Here is a 20,013-nt window from a genome sequence, read left to right as displayed (position 1 = left end):
CGCCGAGCAGGCCGGGCATCGCGCCCACCCCCTCCTAGGGGAGCCGGTCTCCCTGAACCGCCTGCATGTCCAGTTCGACCTTCAGCGTGGTGCCGATCGCCGAGATGCCGGCCTGCACCACCTGGTTGTAGTTCATGGCGAAGTCGTCCCGCCGCAGCTCCGCCGTCGCGCGGAACGCCGCCCGGACACCGCCCCACGGGTCGGGTCCCGTGCCCAGGTAGGTGAGGTCGAGGTCGACGTCGCGCACGATGCCGTGGAGCGACAGCCGGCCGTGCACCGTCCAGCGGTCCGGGCCCGCCGGGGTGACCCCGTGGCCCTCGTAGACGATCTCCGGGTACGTGCCGACGTCCAGGAAGTCCGGCGACCGCAGGTGCTTGTCCCGCAGCGCGTTGCCCGTGTCGATGGAAGCGGCGGAGATGACGGCGTGCACCCGGGACGCGGCGAGGTCCTCGGCGATCTCGATCCGGCCGCCGAACTCGGTGAAGCGGCCGTGGACGCTGGAGATCCCCAGGTGCTGGGCGACCGCGCCGACCGTCGAGTGCGCCGGGTCCAGGGCCCAGGCGCCCGGCGGGGGCAGCTCCACGCCGCCCGCGCGGGCCAGTACGACCGCGCCCACCTCCGCCCGGCCGCTCGCGGTCACCAGCGCCGTGGACGCCACGGGGGCGTAACCCACGGCCGTCACGATCACCGTGTACGGGCCGGGGGGCAGCGTCACGTCCGCCGCCACCGTGCCGTCCGTGTCCGCGGTCGCGCGCAGTACCTGCGCGCCGGTCATGTCGGTGACGGTCACGACGGCGTGCTGGACGGCCCAGCCGTCCCGCGTGCGTACCTGTGCGTGCAGTCCCATCCCGTTTGTCTCCTCCTGTGAAAAACACCGGGGCGGCAGGCCGTCCCCTGCCTGCCGCCCCCTGTGGGGTCCCGGCGGGTCACGCCGGGCACCCCGGTCCCGGCCGCGCCTCCGCTCGGGGCGCCGCCGGGAGTCCGTCACTCGCCCGGGTGGGCGAGCTCGATGTCATGCCCGTCGACCCCGCGACCGGCCACGGTCAGCGAGCCGGCCACCGGCGGGTAGCCGGTCGCGATGACCGTGTACTCGCCCGCGTTCAGGTCGGCGAAGCCGTACGCGCCGTCCTCGCCGGTCGTCGCGGTCGCGACCACGTTCCCGGCCGCGTCGACGAGCGTCACCCGGGCGTCGGCCAGCGGACGGCGGTCCGCACCGGCCCGGATCGTGCCCTGGAGCAGCGCGCCCGACTGGAGCAGCGCCTCGACCCGGGTCACGCCCTGGCCGCCGATGTCGACCGGCAGGGCCAGCGGCCGGTAGCCGTCGGCGTTCACCGCGACGGTCACGGCACCCGGCACCAGTTCGGCGAAGGTGAAGACGCCGTCCTCGGCGGAGAGGCCGGTGGCCAGGACGTCCCCGCGCACATCGGTCACGATCACCATGGCGCCGTCGACCGGGGTGCCGCCGTCGGCGGCCCGGACGGTGCCGGTCAGCCCGCTCGTACCGGAGAGCAGGATGTCGTAGGCCAGGGCCTCGTCCCCGACGACCACCGTGGACGCCTGCGGCTGGAAGCCGTCGGCGGAGGCGATCAGGACGTAGGAGCCGGAGCCCGGTGCGTCCAGGGCGTACGAACCGTCGGCCTGGGCCACCGAGCGGCCCAGCTGACGCCCGGCCAGCGAGATCAGCGTGACGGCCGCCCGGGGTACGGGCACGGCGTCGGCGGTCCGTACGGTGCCGTGCACCGGCGTGCCGTTGACGACGGGGGGCAGCGGAGCCGTGGTCTCCACCGACCCGGCGGCCGGGGTGGCGGCCGGGGTGGCCGTGGCGGCAGGGGCGGGCGCGGCCTCGGCGGTCGCCGGTTCCGGCGCCATGCTGCTCTTCAGAGCGACCTCCTTGATGAACAGCGTCAGCAGGAAGGCGATCAGCGCGAACGGCGCCGAGTAGAGGAACACGTCGGCCACACCGTGCCCGTACGCGGTCTCCATCACCGTGCGGAACGGAGCCGGCAGCGTGTCCAGGTCGGGGATGCCCCCGCCGCCCGTACCGCCGTGGCCCAGGGCCGCGCCCTGCGGGCCGAGCTCGGCGAGCCCGTCCTTGACGTAGTGGGTGACCCGGTTGGCCATGACCGCGCCCAGCGCCGAGACGCCGATGGCACCGCCCAGGGACCGGAAGAACGTGACGACGGACGACGCGGCGCCGAGGTCCTCGGGGGCGACCTGGTTCTGCGTGGCGAGCACCAGGTTCTGCATCATCATGCCGATGCCGAGGCCCATGATCGCCATGTAGATCGCGATGTGCCAGTACTCGGAGTCGTACCGGATGGTGCCCAGCAGTCCGAGGCCGGCCGTCACCAGGACGCCGCCGCTGACCAGCCACGCCTTCCACCTGCCGGTCTTGGTGATGATCTGGCCGGAGACCGTGGAGGAGATGAACAGGCCGCCGATCATCGGGATCGTCATGACGCCGGACATCGTGGGCGACTCGTCCCGTGCCAGCTGGAAGTACTGGCTGAAGAAGACCGTGCCCGCGAACATCGCGACACCGACGAAGAGCGACGCGAGCGAGGCCAGGGTGATGGTGCGGTTGCGGAACAGCCGCAGCGGGATGATCGGCTCGCTCGCCCTGTTCTCCACGACCAGGAAGAGCGCGCCCAGGACGATCGATCCGGCGACCATCGTGTACGTCTGCCACGACAGCCAGTCGTACTTGTCACCGGCGAAGGTGACCCAGACCAGCAGCAGTGAGACGGCGGCGCTGATGAAGAAGGCGCCCGTCCAGTCGACCTTGACCTGACGCTTCACGACCGGCAGCTTCAGGGTCTTCTGGAGCACGACCAGCGCGATGATCGCGAAGGGCACACCCACGTAGAAGCACCAGCGCCAGCCGAGCCAGTCGGTGTCGGTGATGACGCCGCCGAGCAGCGGGCCGCCGACGGTGGCGACGGCGAAGGTCGCGCCGAGGTAGCCGCTGTAGCGGCCGCGCTCGCGCGGGGAGATCATCGCGGCCATCACGATCTGCGCGAGGGCGGACAGGCCGCCGACGCCGATGCCCTGGACGACGCGGCAGGCGATCAGCGTGCCGGCGTTCTGCGAGAGACCGGCCGCGGCCGACCCGAGGACATAGATGACCAGGGATATCTGGACCAGCAGCTTCTTGGAGAAGAGGTCCGAGAGCTTGCCCCACAGCGGGGTCGTCGCGGTCATCGCCAGCAGCGAGGCCGTCACGACCCAGGTGTAGGCGCTCTGGCCGCCACCGAGGTCGGAGATGATCTGCGGCAGGGCGTTGGAAACGATCGTCGAGGACAGAATGGCGACGAACATGCCGAGCAACAGCCCGGAAAGTGCCTCCATGATCTGCCGGTGCGACATCGGCGCGCCGTCGGATGAGGAGTGCCCCCCATGCTTGGCGTGGCCGCCCCGCACACCGGCTGGTGTGGTCGTTGCCATGAACTTCCTTTGCGTCGCTATACGTGTGTACGGCCGGTGTGGGCCCGGCAGTCCCCGAACGAGTCCCGGAGGCGGGCCAGCATCACGTTGAGTTGCCCGACCTCGTCGTCGGACCAGTCCTTGAGGTGGTGGGCGAACAGGTCCGCCGACCGACGGCCGAGACCGTCCAGCAGGTCCTTGCCCGCGGCTGTCAGCCGCAGGATGCGGGAGCGCTTGTCGCACGGGTCGGGCTGCCGCTCGATCCATCCGCGCTCCGCCACATGGGCCACATGCCGGCTGGTGACCGACATGTCGACGGCGAGGAGCTCCGTCAGGCGGCTCATCCGCATCTCGCCGTACCGGTCGAGAAGGGCCAGCACGGCCGCCGATCCGGCGGGGCACTCGGCGGGCAGAAGGCGCGCGAGACCCCGCTTGACGGCGCCTATGGCGCTCAGTTGCCGGGCCAGTTCTTCGTACTGACTCCGCTCGGCCATGGGCACCCCCGCACATCTTGTTGCTTAGGGCAACCATAGAATCGGTTGGTTGCTGAAGGCAAACTAAAAAGGGGCGAAGGCGCCTAAAGCTCTGGCAAAGGAGCGGTAAACGGAGGCTGAGGTGGGGGCGGAGGCCGCCGTTCGCTAGGGTCCTGCCCCATGGCACACAACACCCAGGGCCCCGAGGGCTACGACCCGTCGGGCAACACCCAGATGTTCCGCGCCTTCGTCGACGAGGGTGCGCCGCAGCGGCAGCAGCAGGTGACGGCCCAGTCCGGCCCCCGGGTCGGCCTGATCGTGGGCATCGTCGCGGCCGTAGTGATCATCGCGGCGGTCGCCTGGCTCGCCCTCGGCTGAGCCGGCCCGCCCAGGTCGCCTCCAGGACGCGGAGGCGTCCGGCCCGCCCGGCGCACCTGCCCGGCCCCGCGGGCCCGCCCGTCCCCTTCTTCGTCGCGCCCGTGCCGATCGGCCCGGGCGCGACGCGCGCTGCCCGGAAAGCCGCCCGGTATCGGCTCCGCGCGTGCCGACACCGGCCGGGGGCGCCGGTCCACGGTGCGGTGGATCCGCGTCCATGCCGGGCCCCGCCCCGCATGTCACCGGTACGGCGGCGAGGTGCCGTGCGGACCCGGACCGGGACCGGGACCGGGACCGTACGCCGCCGGGCCGGAGCCAGGGCCGGGTGCGGAGCCGTACGGCCGCCGGGAGCCGGGAGCCGGAGTCGGATTCGTACGTCGCCGGGAGCCGGCGTGCCCGAACACCGTGCGGACCCGTCCGTCACCGCCCGGGTCGCCCGGGCCGCCCGCAGACGGTCGGCGCCCCGCCGAAGCGGAGCGCCGCCATGGCCGAGTCCGTCGTCGCACCGCGTCGGCGCGGCGCTCCGGCGGACAGGGCCTCTCAGTCGGAGATGAGTCCGTCCCGCAGCTGCGCCAGCGTGCGGGTCAGCAGCCGCGAGACGTGCATCTGGGAGATGCCGACCTCCTCGCCGATCTGTGACTGCGTCATGTTGGCGAAGAACCGCAGCATGATGATCTGGCGTTCCCGCGGGGGGAGTTTGGCCAGCAGGGGCTTGAGCGACTCGCGGTACTCGACGCCCTCCAGCGCCGTGTCCTCGTAGCCGAGCCGGTCGGCCAGGGAGCCCTCCCCGCCGTCGTCCTCCGGTGAGGGCGAGTCCAGCGACGAGGCGGTGTAGGCGTTGCCCACGGCCAGGCCGTCGACGACGTCCTCCTCCGACACCCCCAGTACGGCGGCGAGTTCGGGGACGGTCGGCGAGCGGTCGAGCTTCTGGGCGAGCTCGTCGCTCGCCTTGGTCAGCGCCAGGCGCAGCTCCTGGAGGCGCCGCGGCACCCGGACCGACCACGAGGTGTCCCGGAAGAAGCGCTTGATCTCGCCGACGACCGTCGGCATCGCGAACGTCGGGAACTCCACGCCGCGTTCGCAGTCGAACCGGTCGATCGCCTTGATCAGGCCGATCGTGCCGACCTGGACGATGTCCTCCATGGGCTCGTTGCGACTGCGGAAGCGGGCCGCCGCGTACCGCACGAGCGGCAGGTTGAGCTCGATGAGAGTGTCCCGGACGTAGGCGCGCTCGGGGCTGTCCTCGTCGAGCGCGGCGAGCCGCAGGAACAGGGAGCGGGACAGAGTGCGGGTGTCGATGGCTTCCGAGGTTTCGACAAGCACGGCGGGTTCGCTCTTCGTGAGCGTGAGCACCTTCGAGCTGCCCTGTTCTGCGGACATGCCACCCCCTTGAGGTCGCGGACGGTCGCGTGGGCCGCGACCATCGGAGGAACGCAGCCTCCACCTGAATACCGGCGCCGAGACTGCGGCAAACGCGGTTCCAGCAGAATGTCACATGTCGGCAACACGCTGTAGTGACTTGTCGACACAGTGGAGGCAAATCTGCGCAGGAAAAAGGGGTTGCGCGGCTTTTATGTCGCCGAAATCAGGACTGAACGGGTCTACCCGATTCAGCTACGCTTCGATTCTGTTTGCTGATCTCAGACGGGCGAAGCTCCGGGCCAGGAGCCTTGACACATGCATCTGGGAAACACCCAGTTCCTGACTGATCTGGGACTGGGTGAGGTTGCTGTAGTAGCGGAGCATCAGGATCCGCTGTTCCCTCTCGGGCAGTTGGACGAGGAGATGCCGGACGAGGTCCCGGTGCTCGACCCCGGCCAGGGCCGGGTCCTCGTAGCCGAGCCGGTCGAGCAGTCCCGGCAGCCCGTCCCCCTCCTGTGCCGCCTCCAGTGAGGTGGCGTGGTAGGAGCGCCCGGCCTCGATGCAGGAGAGCACCTCGTCCTCGGAGATCTTCAGCCGTTCGGCGATCTCGGCCGTCGAGGGCGACCGGCCGTGAGCGGTCGTCAGGTCCTCGGTGGCGCCGTTCACCTGGACCCACAGCTCGTGCAGGCGGCGGGGCACGTGGACGGTCCGTACGTTGTCCCGGAAGTACCGCTTGATCTCGCCGACCACGGTCGGCATGGCGAAGGTGGGGAACTGGACGCCCCGGTCCGGGTCGAACCGGTCGATCGCGTTGATCAGGCCGATCGTGCCGACCTGGACGACGTCCTCCATCGGCTCGTTGCGGGACCGGAAGCGGGCGGCCGCGTACCGCACCAGGGGCAGGTTCGCCTCGATCAGGGCGCCGCGCACCCGCTGGTGCTCCGGGGAGCCCGGCTCCAGACCCTTGAGCTGGCCGAAGAGCACCTGGGTGAGCGCCCGGGTGTCCGCGGCCCTGCCCTGCGGTCTGGGGCGGGCCTCCGACTCGTTCTGGGGCGGCACCTGTTGAGGCGTCGTACTGGCCGGCACGTTCACGCCACCCCTTTGCGGTCAACTTTGCGGCAACAACGATCAACCCGTCCGTCAAAAGCGGTCATAGCATCACAAGACATGTCCACTGTGTGCAAGCACCGCATAGCACCGTGTTGCAAAGCGAAAGCCCCGCACCATGGCGGTGCGGGGCTCCGGGGTGCGGAGTGCTCAGAACTCGTAGTCGGCGATCACCCAGGTGGCGAACTCGCGCCACAGGCCGGCGGCCTCCTGATGGGCCGGGTGCTCGATGTACCGCTTCAGCGCGTCCCGGTCGGTGACGGCCGCGTTGATGGCGTAGTCGTACGCGATGGGGCGATCGGTGATGTTCCAGGCGCACTCCCAGAACGTCACGTCGGGGATGAGACCGCCCAGTTCCTCGAACGCCTTCACTCCGGCGGCCACGCGCGGCTCGTCCCGCTGTACGCCGTCGTTGAGCTTGAAGAGGACCAGGTGCCGGATCACGGGGACTCCTCGGAAGGTTCGGCCGGGCGGGCTAGTTGATGAGCTCGGTCATGAACGCGCCGACGCCCTGCGCGGCGCTCGAAATGCCCTCGAACCCTACCTGGACGAGGTCGGCCGCACGGGCCGGGGAGGTGATGATCGTGTACAGCACGAAGACGACGACCACATAGAGCGCGATCTTCTTCGTTTGCGCCATCAGTCCAGTCTCCCCTGCCGCTCCCTGGCGATCCCCTGCACGGTCGGGTGAGTCTAACCGAGCCCCAGGGGCCAAGGGCCGGGCCGTCGGGGCCCCTTGCCGGGCGCCCGGGACCAGGGCGCCGGAGCGCGGGCGCGGGCCGGGCCCCCGTGATCCCGAAGGGCCGGCGAGGTGCACGCCCGTACGCGGAAAGGTCCCGGCACGCGGAAAGGGCCCCGACGCGATGCGTCGGGGCCCTTCCACAAGAGCGGTAGCGGAGGGATTTGAACCCTCGGTGACTTGCGCCACACTCGCTTTCGAGGCGAGCTCCTTCGGCCGCTCGGACACGCTACCGAGAGAGAGCTTAGCCCAAAGGGACCGGTTCGCTGAAATCCATGGCCGGAGTCGTGGTCAGCGGTCGCGGAAGAAGCGGGTGAGCAGCTGGGCGCACTCCTCCGCGAGCACCCCGTGCACGACCTCGGGGCGGTGGTTCAGCCGTCGGTCCCGTACGAGATCCCAGAGCGAGCCGACCGCGCCCGCCTTCTCGTCGAGCGCCCCGAACACCACGCGGTCCACGCGCGACTGCACGAGCGCGCCGGCGCACATCACACACGGCTCCAGCGTCACGACGAGCGTGCAGCCGGGCAGCCGCCACTCGCCGGTCCGGGCGGCGGCCCGGCGCAGTGCCAGCACCTCGGCGTGCGCCGTCGGATCGCCGGTCACCTCCCGCTCGTTGTGCCCGGTCGCGAGCACCGTGCCGTCGGCGGACAGCACGACCGCGCCGACCGGCACATCGCCGGCCCGCGCGGCGCGCTCGGCCTCTTCCAGGGCATGGCGCATCGGGACCCGCCAGGGATCCCGTACGGGGTCGGGCACGGCGCCGGGCACCGGGCCGGAGGGGGTGTCGGACAGGGAGTCGGTCACGGGACGGGGTTCGGGGTGGGACACAGGTTCGCGCTCTGCACGGGGTCGGGGCCTCGGCCGGAGCGAAGTCCGGTCGTAGGACCGGGTTCGCGCCCGGATCGAGGGCCGGGGCGGGGCTGGGCAGGAATCGGTCTCGGTCTCGGTCTCGGGATCGGGGCCGGGATCCGGCTCGGGGTCGGGGTCGGGGCGGGGTCAGGATCGGGTCGTTCCCGGGCCGGGATCCGGTACGGCGGCCGGATCCGGACAGGGCCCTGGTCGGACGCCGGTTCGGTACCGGCATCGGCCGTGGGGCAGCCGGGGGTCGGCCGGGGTCTGCCGGGCGTCGGCCGGGCGTCGGTCGGAGGGCGCTAGCGGACGGCCTCCAGCACCTCCGCGGCGCCCAGCGCGTCCGCGATGTCGGCCAGGGCCTCGGTCGAGAGCGCCAGCAGCTCCTTCTCCCGCAACCCGAGGTCCGCGAGGATCTCCAGGTCGCCGACCGGCTCGGCGGGCACGGTCTCCGCCGCCGTCACCGACTCCTCCTCGTCGTCCTCGTCCGGTTCCCCGTCCTCGGTGCCGTCGAGGTTCAGCGTGTCCAGGTCATCGGCACCACCGCCCTGGTCGTCGCCCAGCAGTTCCTTGATGAGGATCTCCCCGTACGAGGAGCGGGCGGCGGCCGCCCCGTCCGAGATGTAGATCCGGGGGTCGTCCTCACCCTCCACCCGGATGATCCCGAACCATGCGTCTTCCTGCTCGATGAAGACGATCACTGTGTCGTCATCCACCGACGCATCGCGAGCGAGGTCGGTCAGATCCGACAAGGTCTCTACATCGTCGAGCTCTGTGTCGCTCGCTTCCCATCCGTCTTCGGTGCGCGCGAGCAGTGCGGCGAAGTACACCGTGACTCTCCCACTGATCAGAGGTGTGGCGATCGGGCGGCACGCTCCTGAATGCCCCGCCCACTCGGCATCGTGGCAGATGCGAGGCCTTCAGGAGAGGTGTTCCGCTCTTGCGTCGTGCACCAGTCTGATGCCGGGAGCCGCTCGCTGTCACCAGGCCCCGCCCATGTCTCACCAGCGGAAGGTGCGCATACGCATCGCCTGGCGCATCCGCGCGGCCCGTGCCCGGCGCGGCTGGACGCGCTCGCGCAGCGCCTTGGCCTCGTTCAGTTCGCGGAGGAACTGCGCGCGGCGCCTCCTGCGCTGCGCGTCGGTCTCCGGGTCCTCCTGCGTCCGCTTCGGTTCTTGCCGGTCCGGCATCGCTAGACCACCCCCAGGCTGGGTCCGTCCATCGGGGTGTCCGCCGGACCGGGCCGGGCCGGTGGCGTCGCCCGGGATCCGTCTCCGGCGGGGTCGTGGGCCGTCCGGCGCGCCGGACGGCCCCCTCCTCCGCAGGGGATCCACGCTCGGATCCCGCCCGGGGCCGCTGCCCCGGTACGCCGCTCCCCGGTCCGGCCCGGTCCGCCGGACATCCCCACCCCACCTTCCCTCCGCGGCGGGGGTTGATGCCAGTGCGGGCTACTGTGGGGTACATGCGGATCCACGTCGTCGACCACCCGCTGGTGGCGCACAAACTCACCACACTGCGCGACAGGCGCACCGATTCCCCGACCTTCCGGCGGCTCGCCGACGAGCTGGTCACCCTGCTCGCGTACGAGGCCACCCGGGATGTGCGCACCGAGCAGGTCGACATCGAGACCCCCGTGACCCGGACGACCGGCGTGAAGCTGTCGTACCCGCGTCCGCTGGTCGTGCCGATCCTGCGGGCCGGCCTGGGCATGCTCGACGGCATGGTGCGGCTGCTGCCGACCGCCGAGGTGGGTTTCCTCGGGATGATCCGCAACGAGGAGACGCTGGAGGCGTCCACGTACGCCACCCGGATGCCGGAGGACCTCTCCGGCCGCCAGGTGTACGTCCTGGACCCCATGCTGGCCACCGGCGGCACGCTGGTCGCCGCGATCCGGGAGCTGATCAAGCGCGGTGCGGACGATGTGACCGCGGTCGTGCTGCTGGCGGCGCCGGAGGGCGTCGAGGTGATGGAGCGGGAGCTGGCGGGCACGCCGGTCACCGTCGTCACGGCCTCGGTCGACGAGCGCCTCAACGAGCACGGTTACATCGTGCCGGGCCTGGGCGACGCGGGCGACCGGATGTACGGCACCGCCGACTAGATCGTCTCCATCGTCTCCCCAGGCTCATTGTTTTTGGACCGAGCCGGATCGAGCCGGCCTGGCCGGGCCCGATGGGCCCGGCCAGGCCGGCTTTTCAGCAGGAGGAGGGCGCGGGCGCCGGTTTGGCCAGGAGGGCCAGGGCGGCGGTCGCGTCCTTCGGCGCGTTCAGGGCCTGGAAGGCCGTACCGATGATCAGGTCCACGTCCGCCGTGGGCCGGGTGTCGGTCTTGACCGTCGCGCCCTTGAGCTGCGTACCGAGGACCGGGAAGGCCCCCTTGGTGGCGTCGGCGGCGCCCAGCAGCATCCCGGCGCCGGGGACCTTCTTGTCGTAGGCGGCCGGGGCGTTGCCGACCTTGCCGATGGCGAAGCCGCGCTTCTTCAGCTCGTCGGCGGTCGTCTTGGCGAGCCCGGCGCGCGGGGTGGCGTTGTAGACGTTCACGGTGATGTCGGCGGGCTTGGGCAGATTGACCGCGTCCACCGCGGGCCGGGCCTTCTGCGGCGTGCAGCGTGCGGCCGCCGTCGTGCGTCTCGCGGTGTCACCGCCGCCGAAGATGTCGATGAGCTGCAGGGTCCCCCAGCCGGCCAGGCCCAGGGCGACCACTGAGGCGACGACCGCGAGCACGATCCGGCGGCGGCGGCGCGGCCGACGCATCCTCGGATACGTCTGGCCCGTGATGCGGTACTTTCCGCCCATACCGGGGGGAGTGAGCATGCTCATGGGCGCAGCGTAATGCGGCCCGTTGGCTATGCCTACTAAACGATCAGCGGATGGGGCCGGATGGGTCGGAAAAGGCCCGAAAGGGTCAGTCCCGATCGGTTCCGAACCCGATCGGCGGCGGTGAGGCCGCCGGGGCTCGGTCCGTCCGGGGGGGCCGTCCGTCCGGCTCAGTCCATTTCGAGCACGCGGGCGTGCAGTACCTGCCGCTGTTGCAAGGCCGCGCGCACGGCGCGGTGCAGTCCGTCCTCGAGGTAGAGATCGCCCTGCCACTTCACGACGTGCGCGAAGAGGTCGCCGTAGAAGGTCGAGTCCTCGGCGAGGAGCGTCTCCAGATCCAGCTGGCCCTTGGTGGTCACGAGCTGATCGAGGCGGACCGGACGCGGCGCGACATCCGCCCACTGCCGGGTGCTTTCCCGGCCGTGGTCGGGATACGGCCGCCCGTTACCGATGCGCTTGAAGATCACACGGAAAGCCTACCGGGCAAGCGGCTCCCGGCGCAGCCACGCGACGCCAGTGCGATGCTGGCGAAAACTGAGCAAAACCTAGCAAACCCAGACAAGAGGACCAAGGGGCCGCGATGACCGGCAGTGAGGCGGCGCGGATCGCCGCGGGATACGCGTTCGCGGGGCCCTCTCTGGAACTCGGGGCGCTGCTCTGGGAAGGGCGCTGCCTGCCCGACGCCCCGATCCGCGTCCCGCTGCCGATGCTGAACCGGCACGGGCTGGTCGCCGGTGCCACCGGGACCGGGAAGACCAAGACGCTCCAGCTGATCGCCGAACAGCTCTCGGCACACGGCGTGCCCGTCTTCCTCGCCGACATCAAGGGCGACCTCTCCGGGATCGCCGCGCCCGGAGAGACGGGCGACCGGGTCCGCGAGCGGAGCGGGGAGGTCGGCCAGGACTGGGCGGCGCGGGGGTTCCCCGCCGAGTTCTACGCGCTGGGCGGGGCCGGATCCGGCATCCCGCTGCGGGCCACGGTCACCGGTTTCGGTCCGGTCCTGCTCTCCAAGGTGCTCCAGCTCAACCGGACCCAGGAGCAGTCCCTGGGGCTGATCTTCCACTACGCGGACACCAAGGGCCTGGAGCTCGTCGACCTGAAGGACCTGCGGGCCGTGGCCGGCTTCCTGGTGTCGGACGCCGGGAAGGGGGAGCTGAAGGGCATCGGCGGGCTGTCGTCCGCCACGGCGGGGGTCATCCTGCGCTCCCTCACCGCCTTCGAGCAGCAGGGCGGTGCGGGGTTCTTCGGCGAGCCGGAGCTCGACACCGCCGAGTTCCTGCGCACGGCGCCGGACGGGCGCGGACTGGTCTCCGTGCTGGAGCTGCCCTCCGTGCAGGACCGGCCGCAGCTCTTCTCGACCTTCCTGATGTGGCTGCTCGCCGACCTCTTCCACGACCTGCCCGAGGCGGGGGACCTGGACAAGCCCAAGCTGGTCTTCTTCTTCGACGAGGCGCACCTGCTGTTCCACGGCGCGTCGAAGGGGTTCCTGGACGCGGTCACACAGACCGTGCGGCTGATCCGCTCCAAGGGCGTGGGGGTCTTCTTCGTCACCCAGACCCCGAAGGACGTGCCCGGAGACGTACTCGCGCAGCTCGGCAACCGGGTGCAGCACGCGCTGCGGGCGTTCACGCCCGACGACGCGAAGGCGCTCACGGCGACCGTGCGGACCTTTCCGAAGTCGCCGTACGACCTGGAGGAGGTGCTGACCGGGCTCGGCACGGGCGAGGCGGTCGTCACCGTGCTGAGCGAGGACGGCGCCCCCACCCCGGTGGCGGCGACCCGGCTGCGCGCCCCCGTCTCGCGGATGGGGCCGATCGACGCGGCGGAGCTGGACCGGGCGGTGACGTCGTCGCCGCTGTACGGGCGGTACGCGGAGGCGGTGGACCGGGAGTCGGCGTACGAGAGGCTGACCGCCGCCGAACAGCGGGCCGGGGCCGGGAAGGCCGAGGGGGAGGCGGTGGGCCGGTCCGGGGAACCGGCGGCCCGGACCTCCCGGCGGGAGCGGAGCGACGAGGAGGAGCCGGAGCCGGGGCAGGAGCAGCGGGACTCGCTGGTCGAGCAGGTGGTGGGCAGCGGGATCTTCCGGTCGCTGGCCCGGTCCATCGGGACGCAGGTGGGCCGGGAGATCACCCGCTCGCTCTTCGGGACGGCGCGCCGCAGGAGATGACCTCCCGCGGCGCGCCCACCGGTACGTGCTGCTGCCCCGGCCCGACGGAGCCCGGCCCGGCGGCGAGGCGCCCGACGGGACCCGGCCGATGGACCGCCCGACGGAACCCGCCCGACGGAACCCGGCCGTGCCGGTACGGCCGGCGCGGCGCGGCCGGGTCCGGTGGTGGCCGGGGCCGGGGCCGGGCGGTCGGGTCCGGAGGCTGCCGGGTCCTACTCGGTGACCTCGTGGTCGTGGCCCTCGTGCAGGCCGCCGCCGCTGCCCGCGTCGCCGTCCGTCGGGACGGTGACGACCGGCTTGCGCAGCGAGCTCAGGTCGTGGGCGTAGGTGCCCACCGCGTTGGCGATGACGTCGATGTTGACGTCGAACGCCTTCATGTCGATGTTCTTGATGTCGTCGCACTTGGCGTGGTAGCACGCGTCGTACGCCACACCCGCCGTACCGCCGAACTTGGCGGCCTGGGCGGCCGTCTTGACACCCTCGGCACCGGTGAACGTGCCGCCGGACGGGATGCCGACCGCGATGAAGGGGCCGTAGTCCGAGCGGCCGGTGAAGTCGGTGCCCTCGTGCGGCTGGCCCTGCTTGTCCAGGAACTCGTTGATGTCGCGTTCCAGCTGGGCCGAACCGGCCGGGCCCGCGGGCTCGCCGACGCCGTCGGAGTTGTCGCCGTCGTACACGAACAGGCCGTAGTTCGGGGAGGCGATCATGTCGAAGTTGAGGTAGAGCTTGAGCTCCTTGCGGCCGAGCGCGTCGAGGTTCTCGACGTAGTGCTCGGAGCCGAGGAGGCCGTTCTCCTCCGCCGACCACCAGGCGAAGCGCACCTTGTTGGCGGGCTTCTCCTTGGACTTGGCCAGCTCCAGAGCGACTTCGAGCAGGCCGGCCGAGCCGGAGCCGTTGTCGTTGATGCCGGGGCCCGCGGTCACCGAGTCGAGGTGCGAGCCGAGCATCACCGTGTTGGCGGCGTTGCCGCGGGCGGTCTCCGCGATGACGTTGTTGGTGGAACGCTTCTCCTGGAGCTGCCGGATCTCGAAGGAGACCTCCACCGGGCCCTTGGCCAGGTCGGCGGCGAGCGCCTCGCCCTCGGCCTGGGTGATGCCACCGGTCGGGATCCTGCCGTTCTCGGGCGCGCTGAGCGTGCCGGACATCGTGCCGGGGCCGTTGTTGTAGATGATCGCGCCGGTGGCGCCCGCGGCCGCGGCCTGGATCTGCTTGTCGGCGAACGTGCAGCCACCGCGCTTGATCAGGGCGATCTTGCCGGTGAACGTGCCGGTCGCGTAGTCCGTGGGCTCACAGCCCGTGGTGGCGTCGACCGGGACGGCGGCCAGCTCGGCCTTGACGCCGCCGACGGGCGTCGACTTGGTGTACGTCATCGCCGTGATGCCGATGTCGCGCGGGGACGGCGAGACCACCGAGAGCTTCTCGGCCTGCGTCTGGGTGTAGATGAAGTCGAACTTCTGGTACTCGACCTGGTAGCCGGCCTTCTTGAGCTGCTGGTACACGTACGCCGCGGAGGCGTCGTGTCCGAGCGAGCCCGCCGCGCGGTGTCCGCCGGCCGAGTCGGCTATCTGCTGGAACTTCTCCAGGTGCTTGAAGGCGTCCTTGGCGGACGACTCCCGGACCAGTTTCCGGGAGAGCTTCGATGCGTCCTTGGCCGCTTCCTTGCCGGGGTCGTGCCGGTCGGCGGAGGCGGGGGAGGCGGAAGCCAGCAGGAGCGGGGTCGCAAGTGCTGCTGCGGCCAGGGCGGCCACGGCTCTGCGGTGGGATGCGTTCACAGAGGTCCTTCCCGGTGCGAACGAGGTTGAAGGGAAGCTAGCGATCTCCAGGGCTTCTGTGAACAGATGTGCCGCAACTCACGTCATTTACCGTACGTTTCGCCTCGGAACGTGTCACTCCGCCGTAGAACTTCGGCGTCATCAAGCCGAGTTGGCCGATGAGCCGCTACCGGTTCAGCTCGTCCCGCTCCTTCCACCGCCCTCCGCCGCCTTTCCCGTCCCGCTCGTTCCGCCCGCTCCGCCCGTTCCGCCCGTTCCGCTCGTCCGGCCGGTCGCGGGGGCGGCTTCCGCCGTCTTGGCCGCGCGCTTGGCCTCCTGCTTGTACGCGCGCACCCTGGCGAGCGAATCGGGTCCGGTGATGTCGGCCGCCGAACGGTAGGAGCCCGCCTCGCCGTACGCGCCCGCCGCCTCGCGCCAGCCCTTGGGCCGTACGCCGTACTGCTTGCCCAGCAGCGCCAGGAAGATCTGGGCCTTCTGCTTGCCGAACCCGGGCAGCGCCTGGAGACGGGCGAGCAGCTCCTTGCCGGTGGTGACGCCCGACCAGATGGCGCTCGCGTCACCGTCGTAGTGCTCCACCAGGTACTGGCAGACCTGCTGCACCCGTTTGGCCATCGCGGCGGGGTAGCGGTGCACGGCCGGCTTCTCGGAGAGGAGCGCGGCGAACGCCTCGGGGGCGTACGCGGCGATCGCGGGGGCGTCGAGGTCGTCCGAGCCGAGGCGCCGGGCGATCGTGTACGGGCCGGAGAAGGCCCACTCCATGGGGACTTGCTGGTCCAGCAGCATGCCGATGAGGGCGGCGAGCGGACTGCGGCCGAGCAGCTCGTCGGCTTCCGGTTGCTGGGCGAGGTGGATGGTGGTCGTCATGCTGCGATGATCGCGCCGGTGGGCGCGGGCCGCACCCGGCGTTCGCCCGGTCGGCCACGTCCGGCACTCCACGTCACCCCCTTTGTGACCCTCCGCGCGGGTTCCCCCACGGCGGGTCCTCGTCCTCCGGGACTCGGCTCCGGGGCGCCCCGTGGTACGGCTCCGGCGGCACCTCGTCACGGACCGGGCCGGCGCCGCGTCGAGGTGCCCCCGTCGACGGCGTACCCGGGCGACACGGGCGTCGGCCCCCCCCGCGGCGCGGGCAGCCGCCGCGCCGACCCGCTCCCCCCCCTCGGCCACGGGCAGGCGCGGGGAGAAGGCGCGTGACCGGCCGCGGGCCCGCCGTGCAGGGCGGGGGTTGACTTCGAGTGCGCTCCAGAAAGCAGACTCCCCCGTACTGCCCGCACGCCGACGGGCCGGACGAGGGGGAACCCGTATGCGCTACCGCACCATAGGCACCGATCCCGCCACCCGCCGCGAGGTGAGCGTGCTGAGTCTCGGCGCCATGCTGTTCGGCACGGCCACCGACGAGACGACGGCGTTCGCGATCCTCGACCGGTACGTGGAGGCCGGCGGGACCTTCATCGACACGTCGAACAACTACGCCTTCTGGTTCACCGGCAGCCGGGGCGGCGAGAGCGAGACGGTGCTGGGCCGCTGGCGCCGCAGCCGGGGCATCGGCGACGAGGTCACCATCGCCACCAAGCTGGGTGCGAGCCCGCTCGCCCCGGGCACCGGCTTCGTCGACAACGCGGAGGGGCTGTCGGCCAAGAGCATCCGCGAGGCCGCCGAACAGAGCCGGGAACGACTCGGCATGGACAGACTGGACCTCCTGTACGCCCACATCATGGACCCGGACGTCGCCCTCCAGGAGACCGTCGAGGGCTTCGCCGGACTGGTCGCGGAAGGAACCGTCGGCCTGCTGGGCGTCAGCAACCACTGGGCATGGCAGGTCGAACGGGCCCGGAACCTGGCGGCTGCGGCCGGTCTGCCCGGTTACGAGGTCCTCCAGTACCACCACAGCTACCTGCGCCGGCGCACCGATCTTCCCGGCCGCAGGACCGACGAGGGCGAGCCGGGGCTGGTGGGCGGAGACCTGCTCAGCTATGTGCGGGCCGAGCCCTCACTGGCGCTGGTCGCCTACTCGCCGCTGCTGGCGGGGGGATATGTCCGGGCGGACAAGCCGCTGGACCCGGCTGTGGGCGACCACCCGGGAACGCCCGCCCGCCTGGCGGCCCTGCGCGGGGTGGCCGAGGAGACCGGGGCGACCGTCAACCAGGTCGTGCTGGCCTGGCTGATCGGGGCCGAGGTCCCCTCGATCCCCCTGGTCGGCGCCTCCTCCGTGGCCCAGCTGGAGGAGAGCCTCGCGGCGGTGGACCTGGAACTGACGGAGGAGCAGAGGGCCCGTCTGGACGCGGCACGCTGAAACGGGCGGGCAGGGGGCGGCCGAGGCCCCGGGGGAGGACGCCCGGTGCGGGGGCAGGGGCGGACGCCCGGCACAGGCCGGGCGGGGGAGGACGCCCGGCGCCGTCTGCAGCCGGGCCGCCCGGCCCCGCAGGTAGCGCGCCTCCGGGACGCTGAGGGTGCGGTCCGCCGCCGCCCGGTAGGCCGCCCGGGCACCCTCGGTGTCACCCGCCCGTCCCCGTCCCCGTCCCCATCTCGGTCCCGGTCCCGGTCCCGGTCGCGGTCGCGGTCGCGGTTTCAGGGTCGTCCGTCCGTCTACGGCTCGTCACATGGGCCGCCGCCCTCCATGATCGGCCGGATCACCACCGGGTACTCGGGGGAGCCCTCGGGCGCGGGGCACTGGGCGACGCGGGCGGCGATCTCGGTGACCCGTTCCAGGCTCGCGCAGTCGAGCACCCAGTAGCCGGCGAGCAGCTCCTTGGTCTCCCCGTACGGACCATCGGTGATCACCGGCCGGCCGTCCTGCCCGGCGCTGACGAACCGGGTCCGCGCGGGCTCGGCGAGCCCGTTGGCGTCGACGAGCTCGCCGGACTCGACGAGGTCGTCGTTGATCGCCTGCATGAACCCGAACATGGCGCGCAGGTCCTCCTCGCTCCAGGCGGGGCTCTGGGCGGAGGGCTTGCCGCTCATCGCGTCGTAGTCGGCCTGTGAGCCCTGGACCATCACCAGGTACTTCATGACATCGCTCCTCATGTGCGCTGTCGACGCCCCTCGCGGGCGGCTCCCGCCGGGAACGTCGGACCCGGCGCCCCTTTTCTCGACACTCCCCGAGCCGTTTTCACGCTTTCACGATCAGATCCCGGCCGCATGATATGAGTCACAGAAGCCGCGGAAGCCATAAAAGCCAACAAGCTCGAAAAACCGCAGATAACCGCAGAAGACTGTAGAAAACATCGGAAGACCGTAGAAACGCACAGCCAGGCGCAGTCAGACAGGAAAGACGGCGGACCCTGGGCGGCGACCGCCTCGGTCGATCTTCTTCGTCCGCCATCCGCCTCGACGGGCGAACCCCGCAAGCCCGGGACCCCGCTTCTCGTGACCCGTTCCCGCCCTACGATCACCGCTGCCGCCGGCCGTCCGGGCGTGCGCGGTTCCGCCGCGGCTGCCCCTCCCCTTGTTCTTCGGACCCAGAAAAGGGCTCTTGTGAAGATCCGACGCATGCTCGCAACGGCCGTCGCCGCTGCTGTGACCACGCCGGTGGTGCTGCTGTCCGCTGCGCCCGCGTTCGCCGACACCGGACCGGCGGTTCCCCCCGGCCGGGCGGAGGGCACCCAGGTGCGGAACGACCGGACCGCAACCGACCCGACGCCGGCCGACCGGACCCGGACCGAGCAGCGCGAGCCCTCCGTCCCCGGGTTGGAGAAGGCCGCCGCCGAGGCGCACACGGCGTACGACGACGCCCTCGCCGCCGAGAGGGTCGCCGCCAGGGCGGTGGAGGAGGCGTTCTCCGGCACCGCGCCCCACGCTGTCGCGGCCGCCGCGGCGAAGAAGGAGGCGGCCGCGGCCGCGGCCGCCAAGGCCGATGCCGACAAGGCGCTCGCCGACGCCGAGGCCGCGCTCGCCGCCCTGCCCGCGACGGCGACCGAGGAGCAGAGGGCCGCCGCGCGGAAGGCCGTCACGGACGCCGGGGCCGAGGCCGGAGCGGCCGCGAGCGGCAAGGCCACCGCCGACGCCGGGGCGGAGGCGGCCGACAAGGCGGCGGAAGAGGCGCGGACCGCGGCCTCCCGACGCCTGACCGAGGCCCGGGCCACCACGGCCAGGGCCCTCGACGCCAAGAAGACCGCCGACAAGGCGCTCGCCGACGCGAAGGCGGCGAACGGCGAGGGCGGCGAGGACGGGAAAGACGGTGGCGATGGCGAGGACGGCGAGGACGGCGAGGACGGGGAAGGAGGCCAGGACGGCGACGACGGGCAGGACGACGAGTGCCTCGCCGAGTCCGGACTCAGCACCGTGGTGTCCGGCCTGCCCTCGAAGATCGTCGCCGGTACGACGGCGGGCTTCACCCTGCGCGTCACCAACGGCACGGCCAAGGCCATGGACGCGGTCTATCCGTTCGTCGGCTTCTACGCGACCGACAGGAGCGGCTACCGGCACCTCGAAGATCTGCTGAGGCTCCAGTGGTCCTCCGTCTCGTCCCCGGGGTGGAAGGACGTCGTGGACGGGTACGCCGGTGAGGTCACCCCGCTGGGAGCGGGCGCGGGCGCCGAGGTCGCGCTGCGCCTCACGGTCGACGCCTCCGCTCCGGCCGGTGACGGCGTGGTCTTCCACGCCAGTGACTACATCAACGACGACGGTTCCTGCGGCGGTGCCCCGGACCTGGCGATGTACGAGTTCCAGATCCTGGCCGAGGGCACCGTGCCGGGCCAGGTCGGCGAGGCCGGACCCAGCGGCAGCAAGCCGCGCACCCCGGGCGCGAGGCCCCGGGGCGGCACCTCCACCACCCCGGTGGCCCGGGCGTCCGGCAGTCTCGCCAGCACCGGCTCGCCCTCGGTCATGCCACGGCTCGCCCTGGCGGGAGGCGCGGCCGTGGTCCTTGGGGCGGGCGCGATGTTCCTCGTCCGCCGCCGCGACGCCGGCTCCGCCGACTGACGCGGCCGGCCCTGCC

The 20,013-nt window shown here is 71.8% G+C and carries 20 protein-coding genes and 1 tRNA gene; 5 read left to right on the top strand and 16 right to left on the bottom strand.

The annotated features are described in order from the left end of the window. Positions 1–34 precede the first annotated feature (34 nt). The 3 genes from PUR26_RS17630 to PUR26_RS17620 all read right to left on the bottom strand — a co-directional run bounded on the left by PUR26_RS17630 (position 35) and on the right by PUR26_RS17620 (position 3,917). Positions 35–847, bottom strand: coding sequence for a YceI family protein (locus tag PUR26_RS17630; RefSeq protein WP_329873343.1), 813 nt, complete (start codon positions 845–847; stop codon positions 35–37). Positions 848–984: 137 nt separating this feature from the next. Next, positions 985–3,444, bottom strand: a complete 2,460-nt coding sequence (locus PUR26_RS17625) for an MFS transporter (RefSeq protein WP_329873342.1) — start codon at positions 3,442–3,444, stop codon at positions 985–987. Between the two features lie 17 nt (positions 3,445–3,461). After that, entirely contained in the window at positions 3,462–3,917 is a 456-nt protein-coding gene (locus PUR26_RS17620; protein WP_329873341.1) for a MarR family winged helix-turn-helix transcriptional regulator, read from the bottom strand. Between the two features lie 159 nt (positions 3,918–4,076). On the opposite strand from PUR26_RS17620, the gene PUR26_RS17615 reads away from it, so the two are divergent. After that, the gene (locus tag PUR26_RS17615) at positions 4,077–4,274 is read left to right on the top strand and encodes a hypothetical protein (RefSeq protein ID WP_329873340.1); all 198 of its coding nucleotides are present in this window, start codon (positions 4,077–4,079) and stop codon (positions 4,272–4,274) included. 537 nt (positions 4,275–4,811) lie between these two features. Here PUR26_RS17615 and PUR26_RS17610 read toward each other — a convergent pair. The 8 genes from PUR26_RS17610 to PUR26_RS17575 all read right to left on the bottom strand — a co-directional run bounded on the left by PUR26_RS17610 (position 4,812) and on the right by PUR26_RS17575 (position 9,518). Then, positions 4,812–5,651: an RNA polymerase sigma factor SigF gene (locus PUR26_RS17610; RefSeq protein WP_329873339.1), complete on the bottom strand. Its 840-nt coding sequence runs from the start codon at positions 5,649–5,651 to the stop codon at positions 4,812–4,814. Between the two features lie 234 nt (positions 5,652–5,885). Beyond that, the gene (locus PUR26_RS17605; RefSeq protein WP_443077096.1) at positions 5,886–6,725 is read right to left on the bottom strand and encodes an RNA polymerase sigma factor SigF; all 840 of its coding nucleotides are present in this window, start codon (positions 6,723–6,725) and stop codon (positions 5,886–5,888) included. A gap of 165 nt (positions 6,726–6,890) precedes the next feature. After that, positions 6,891–7,184 carry a Dabb family protein gene (locus PUR26_RS17600; RefSeq protein WP_329873338.1) on the bottom strand — a complete coding sequence of 98 codons (294 nt, stop codon included), beginning with the start codon at positions 7,182–7,184 and terminating at the stop codon, positions 6,891–6,893. A 31-nt stretch (positions 7,185–7,215) separates the two neighbouring features. Next, entirely contained in the window at positions 7,216–7,380 is a 165-nt protein-coding gene (locus tag PUR26_RS17595) for a hypothetical protein (RefSeq protein ID WP_329873337.1), read from the bottom strand. A 248-nt stretch (positions 7,381–7,628) separates the two neighbouring features. Next, positions 7,629–7,713, bottom strand: a tRNA-Ser gene (locus tag PUR26_RS17590). 57 nt (positions 7,714–7,770) lie between these two features. Then, a complete protein-coding gene (tadA, locus tag PUR26_RS17585) occupies positions 7,771–8,199 on the bottom strand; it encodes a tRNA adenosine(34) deaminase TadA (protein ID WP_329873516.1) in 429 nt (142 codons plus the stop codon). Between the two features lie 431 nt (positions 8,200–8,630). Continuing rightward, positions 8,631–9,158: a tRNA adenosine deaminase-associated protein gene (locus tag PUR26_RS17580; protein ID WP_329873336.1), complete on the bottom strand. Its 528-nt coding sequence runs from the start codon at positions 9,156–9,158 to the stop codon at positions 8,631–8,633. 171 nt (positions 9,159–9,329) lie between these two features. Beyond that, complete coding sequence (locus PUR26_RS17575; protein WP_329873335.1) at positions 9,330–9,518, bottom strand: hypothetical protein; 189 nt, start codon at positions 9,516–9,518, stop codon at positions 9,330–9,332. Positions 9,519–9,790: 272 nt separating this feature from the next. Here PUR26_RS17575 and upp point away from each other — a divergent pair, with 272 nt between their 5' ends. After that, positions 9,791–10,426, top strand: coding sequence for a uracil phosphoribosyltransferase (upp, locus tag PUR26_RS17570; protein WP_329873334.1), 636 nt, complete (start codon positions 9,791–9,793; stop codon positions 10,424–10,426). Between the two features lie 94 nt (positions 10,427–10,520). Here upp and PUR26_RS17565 read toward each other — a convergent pair whose 3' ends face one another. Further along, a complete protein-coding gene (locus PUR26_RS17565; protein ID WP_329873333.1) occupies positions 10,521–11,144 on the bottom strand; it encodes a LytR C-terminal domain-containing protein in 624 nt (207 codons plus the stop codon). 167 nt (positions 11,145–11,311) lie between these two features. Further along, complete coding sequence (locus PUR26_RS17560; protein ID WP_006377352.1) at positions 11,312–11,608, bottom strand: type II toxin-antitoxin system VapB family antitoxin; 297 nt, start codon at positions 11,606–11,608, stop codon at positions 11,312–11,314. A 113-nt stretch (positions 11,609–11,721) separates the two neighbouring features. Here PUR26_RS17560 and PUR26_RS17555 point away from each other — a divergent pair, with 113 nt between their 5' ends. Beyond that, a complete protein-coding gene (locus PUR26_RS17555; RefSeq protein ID WP_329873332.1) occupies positions 11,722–13,308 on the top strand; it encodes a helicase HerA-like domain-containing protein in 1,587 nt (528 codons plus the stop codon). 212 nt (positions 13,309–13,520) lie between these two features. Here the strand turns inward: PUR26_RS17555 and PUR26_RS17550 are convergent, their stop codons facing one another. Next, a complete protein-coding gene (locus tag PUR26_RS17550; RefSeq protein ID WP_329873515.1) occupies positions 13,521–15,056 on the bottom strand; it encodes a M28 family metallopeptidase in 1,536 nt (511 codons plus the stop codon). Positions 15,057–15,254: 198 nt separating this feature from the next. After that, complete coding sequence (locus PUR26_RS17545; RefSeq protein ID WP_329873331.1) at positions 15,255–15,944, bottom strand: HhH-GPD-type base excision DNA repair protein; 690 nt, start codon at positions 15,942–15,944, stop codon at positions 15,255–15,257. Positions 15,945–16,380: 436 nt separating this feature from the next. Between PUR26_RS17545 and PUR26_RS17540 the strand changes: the two genes are divergently transcribed. Then, positions 16,381–17,370 (top strand): aldo/keto reductase, encoded by a 990-nt coding sequence (locus tag PUR26_RS17540; protein WP_329873330.1) that lies wholly within the window; start codon positions 16,381–16,383, stop codon positions 17,368–17,370. A gap of 293 nt (positions 17,371–17,663) precedes the next feature. Here PUR26_RS17540 and PUR26_RS17535 read toward each other — a convergent pair whose 3' ends face one another. Beyond that, positions 17,664–18,086: a YciI family protein gene (locus tag PUR26_RS17535; protein WP_329873329.1), complete on the bottom strand. Its 423-nt coding sequence runs from the start codon at positions 18,084–18,086 to the stop codon at positions 17,664–17,666. Positions 18,087–18,566: 480 nt separating this feature from the next. Here PUR26_RS17535 and PUR26_RS17530 point away from each other — a divergent pair, with 480 nt between their 5' ends. Then, entirely contained in the window at positions 18,567–19,997 is a 1,431-nt protein-coding gene (locus PUR26_RS17530) for a peptidase (protein ID WP_329873328.1), read from the top strand. The last annotated feature ends 16 nt before the right edge of the window (positions 19,998–20,013 follow it).

This window comes from Streptomyces sp. SP18CS02, assembly GCF_036322365.1.
In the GTDB taxonomy this organism is placed as follows: Bacteria; Actinomycetota; Actinomycetes; order Streptomycetales; family Streptomycetaceae; genus Streptomyces.
This window is presented reverse-complemented; position numbering and strand designations above follow the sequence as displayed.

What these genes read in the sequence shown, in the direction of transcription:
- PUR26_RS17625 (WP_329873342.1), bottom strand. Translation starts at nt 3,444, where the DNA reads ATGGCAACGACCACACCAGCCGGTGTGCGGGGCGGCCACGCCAAGCAT.
- PUR26_RS17540 (WP_329873330.1), top strand. Translation starts at nt 16,381, where the DNA reads ATGCGCTACCGCACCATAGGCACCGATCCCGCCACCCGCCGCGAGGTG.
- PUR26_RS17565 (WP_329873333.1), bottom strand. Translation starts at nt 11,144, where the DNA reads ATGAGCATGCTCACTCCCCCCGGTATGGGCGGAAAGTACCGCATCACG.
- PUR26_RS17620 (WP_329873341.1), bottom strand. Translation starts at nt 3,917, where the DNA reads ATGGCCGAGCGGAGTCAGTACGAAGAACTGGCCCGGCAACTGAGCGCC.
- PUR26_RS17575 (WP_329873335.1), bottom strand. Translation starts at nt 9,518, where the DNA reads ATGCCGGACCGGCAAGAACCGAAGCGGACGCAGGAGGACCCGGAGACC.
- PUR26_RS17530 (WP_329873328.1), top strand. Translation starts at nt 18,567, where the DNA reads ATGCTCGCAACGGCCGTCGCCGCTGCTGTGACCACGCCGGTGGTGCTG.
- PUR26_RS17615 (WP_329873340.1), top strand. Translation starts at nt 4,077, where the DNA reads ATGGCACACAACACCCAGGGCCCCGAGGGCTACGACCCGTCGGGCAAC.
- PUR26_RS17610 (WP_329873339.1), bottom strand. Translation starts at nt 5,651, where the DNA reads ATGTCCGCAGAACAGGGCAGCTCGAAGGTGCTCACGCTCACGAAGAGC.
- PUR26_RS17555 (WP_329873332.1), top strand. Translation starts at nt 11,722, where the DNA reads ATGACCGGCAGTGAGGCGGCGCGGATCGCCGCGGGATACGCGTTCGCG.
- PUR26_RS17545 (WP_329873331.1), bottom strand. Translation starts at nt 15,944, where the DNA reads ATGACGACCACCATCCACCTCGCCCAGCAACCGGAAGCCGACGAGCTG.
- PUR26_RS17595 (WP_329873337.1), bottom strand. Translation starts at nt 7,380, where the DNA reads ATGGCGCAAACGAAGAAGATCGCGCTCTATGTGGTCGTCGTCTTCGTG.
- PUR26_RS17630 (WP_329873343.1), bottom strand. Translation starts at nt 847, where the DNA reads ATGGGACTGCACGCACAGGTACGCACGCGGGACGGCTGGGCCGTCCAG.
- PUR26_RS17535 (WP_329873329.1), bottom strand. Translation starts at nt 18,086, where the DNA reads ATGAAGTACCTGGTGATGGTCCAGGGCTCACAGGCCGACTACGACGCG.
- tadA (WP_329873516.1), bottom strand. Translation starts at nt 8,199, where the DNA reads ATGCGCCATGCCCTGGAAGAGGCCGAGCGCGCCGCGCGGGCCGGCGAT.
- upp (WP_329873334.1), top strand. Translation starts at nt 9,791, where the DNA reads ATGCGGATCCACGTCGTCGACCACCCGCTGGTGGCGCACAAACTCACC.